Origin of the sequence: Streptomyces prasinopilosus (genome assembly GCF_001419695.1) — a bacterium.
GTDB lineage: Bacteria > Actinomycetota > Actinomycetes > Streptomycetales > Streptomycetaceae > Streptomyces > Streptomyces prasinopilosus.
In genome coordinates this window covers 1-2,684 of record NZ_LIRG01000383.1, presented here as the reverse complement: position 1 = coordinate 2,684, position 2,684 = coordinate 1, and the positions used below count along the sequence as shown (strand labels likewise).

General features: G+C 72.9%; 3 protein-coding genes. 2 read left to right on the top strand and 1 reads right to left on the bottom strand.

Annotated elements, in window-relative coordinates:
• Window positions 1-209: 209 nt before the first annotated feature.
• Window positions 210-587, top strand: a complete 378-nt coding sequence (locus AOK18_RS16915) for a WhiB family transcriptional regulator (protein ID WP_055572617.1) — start codon at window positions 210-212, stop codon at window positions 585-587.
• 240 nt (window positions 588-827) lie between these two features.
• On the opposite strand, the gene glpX is transcribed toward AOK18_RS16915, so the two are convergent.
• Window positions 828-1,862 (bottom strand): class II fructose-bisphosphatase, encoded by a 1,035-nt coding sequence (gene glpX / locus AOK18_RS16910; RefSeq protein WP_055572616.1) that lies wholly within the window; start codon window positions 1,860-1,862, stop codon window positions 828-830.
• Between the two features lie 125 nt (window positions 1,863-1,987).
• Here glpX and AOK18_RS16905 point away from each other — a divergent pair, with 125 nt between their 5' ends.
• On the top strand, window positions 1,988-2,515 hold the full coding sequence (locus tag AOK18_RS16905; RefSeq protein ID WP_175400289.1) for a DUF4245 domain-containing protein: 528 nt from the start codon (window positions 1,988-1,990) through the stop codon (window positions 2,513-2,515).
• Window positions 2,516-2,684: the final 169 nt, after the last annotated feature.

The following is a 2,684-nucleotide window of genomic DNA, read 5'->3' as shown; positions in this document are numbered from 1 at the left end:
CGCGCAGACGCCACGACCGTTGACGGTCGTGGGGCGGGACGGGCGGAAGGGCTCGGGCGGAGGCGTTCCCTCCGTGCCGCGCGGAGGCGGCGCGGGCCGAATTCCGTTGCCCGAAACGGCGGTTCGGGACTCAGTGCATAGGCGCACGCACAGCGGGTAAGCCTTGCTGCATCGTCTCTCGCTCGCGAAGCCGTCGTCAGGAGTGACCCGTGCCGCAACCGCCGCATTCGTCCCTGCAGGTAGCTGCCGTTCCGGCCCAGCGGGTGCCGACGCGAGGCAGGGACCAGGACGCGCCCTGGCACACCGAGGCGGTGTGCCGACGCGACGAGGCAGGACTGTTCTTCGCCCCGTCGAAGGAGCCCACGGCCGCCAGGCTCTCCCGGGAGGAGGCCGCCAAGCGGGTCTGCGCCCGCTGCCCGGTGATGGTCGAGTGCCGGGAGCACGCCCTGCTCCAGCCCGAGCCCTACGGCGTCTGGGGCGGCCTGACCGCCGCCGAGCGCCGGGTGGTCCTGGCCCGGCGCCGCCGCCGGGAGGTGGAACTCCAGAAGGCGGCCCGTGCCGGAGGCTCCATAGCGGCTGCGGGCTGACCGGCACCCGGAACCCGGCCCCCGGTACCCGGCACGAGGCGCGTCTCCGCTCCTGGTGCCCCTCGGGATGGCCTAGCACGGCCGGAAAGCGTGTGGAGGAGGCGCGTCCGGCCGGGGCGGGACCGCGCCGCCCGGCGCGCCCGCGGCGTCACCGGGCCGCCGGCGTTCCCGCGCTCCCGGCGACCCACGGACCGCACACCCGTGGGCCGCCCCGCACGGCCTTCGTCCGGCCCGGCGGAGTTACTTGGCGCGGTCGAAGTCCACCGCGCTGTAGGCGCGCAGCTTGCTCAGCCGGTGCTCGGAGTCGATCCGCCGTACCGTGCCCGACTTGGACCGCATCACGATGGAGTCGGTCGTGGCGGTCTCGGACCGGTACCGCACCCCGCGCAGCAGCTCGCCGTCGGTGATGCCGGTGGCCACGAAGAACACGTTGTCGCCGGTGACGAGGTCCGCGTCGGTCAGCACCCGGTCGAGGTCGTGCCCCGCGTCGACCGCCCGCTGCCGCTCCGCGTCGTCCTGCGGCCACAGCTTGCCCTGGAGGGTGCCGCCGAGGCACTTCACGGCACAGGCCGAGATGATGCCCTCGGGGGTGCCGCCGATGCCGAGCAGCAGGTCGATGCCGGTGCCCTCGCGCAGGGCGAGGATCGAGCCGGCCACGTCCCCGTCGGAGATCAGCTTGATGCGCGCCCCGGTCTCCCGGATCTCCTTGATGATGCCCTGGTGCCGGGGCCGGTCGAGGATCACCACCGTGACGTCCTCGGGGGTGACCCGCTTGGCCTTGGCGACCCGGCGGATGTTCACGGCCACCGGCGCGTCGATGTCGACGAAGTCGGCGGCCTCGGGCCCGGTGACCAGCTTGTCCATGTAGAACACGGCCGAGGGGTCGAACATCGAGCCGCGTTCGGCCGCGGCCAGTACGGCGATCGCGTTGGTCATGCCCTTGGCGGTCAGCGTGGTGCCGTCGATCGGGTCGACGGCGATGTCGCACTCGGGCCCGGTCCCGTCGCCCACGCGCTCCCCGTTGAAGAGCATCGGGGCCTCGTCCTTCTCGCCCTCACCGATGACGACGACGCCGTTCATCGAGACGGTGGAGACGAGGGTGCGCATGGCGCGGACCGCGGCACCGTCGGCGCCGTTCTTGTCACCGCGCCCGACCCAGCGCCCGGCGGCCATCGCGGCGGCCTCGGTGACCCGGACGAGTTCCAGGGCGAGGTTGCGGTCGGGAGCTTCGGAGGGCACATCGAGTTCGGACGGCAGTTGATGGTGTTCGGTCATCGGAGCGCACCTTTCTGTACGACGACGGCCGGATGAGGGTGTTGCGCTCGACTCTAGCGCCGGGCCGACAAAATGAGCAGGGGCCCCCACGGATGAGCGGGCCGGGCACCTGCGACGATAGGGGTGTGGCAGGAACGAACAAGACGCAGAAGTCGGCTCGGGACATGATCCTCTCCCTGAGCCTCATCTTGCTCGCCGCGGGAGTGGTCTGGCTGTTCAGCCCGCACGACGAGGGCGAGCCCGATCTCAAGCGGGTCGACTACCGCGTCGACCTGCTCACCGCACGCCGCGCCGCCACCTACCCGGTGGCCGCGCCCGAGGGTCTGCCCGAGGCGTGGAAGCCCACCTCCGTCCGTTTCCGGGGCGAGGAGTTCGACGCCTGGCACCTCGGCTACCGGACCCCCGACGGGGAGTACGCGGCGCTCGAGCAGTCGACTCAGAAGCCGGCGGTCTTCATCCGGGCCGCGACCCGTGGCGCGGAGAAGACCGACAGGACGCAGCGGATCGACGGCGAGACCTGGACCCGGTACGAGGGCGGACGGTACGACGCGCTGGTGCTCGAGGGCGAGGGTTCGACCACGATGGTGACGGGCACGGCGTCCTTCGACCGGCTGACGGAGATGGCCGAGGCCCTGCGCAGCGAATCCGACTGACCGACCGGTTCACGACGACCGGTCCGTGGCGACCGGTCCGTGGCGGCTGCGCGAGGGCCGGTCCGCGACGGCCGGGCCACGGCCGCCGTTCCGTGGCGGCCGGGCGCGCGAGGGCCGGTGGGCGGCAGGCGTGCGGCAGACGCGTGGCAGACATGCGGCGGGGCCCCCG

Coding starts and splice junctions, on each gene's coding strand:
- glpX (WP_055572616.1), bottom strand. CDS start 1,862: ATGACCGAACACCATCAACTGCCGTCCGAACTCGATGTGCCCTCCGAA.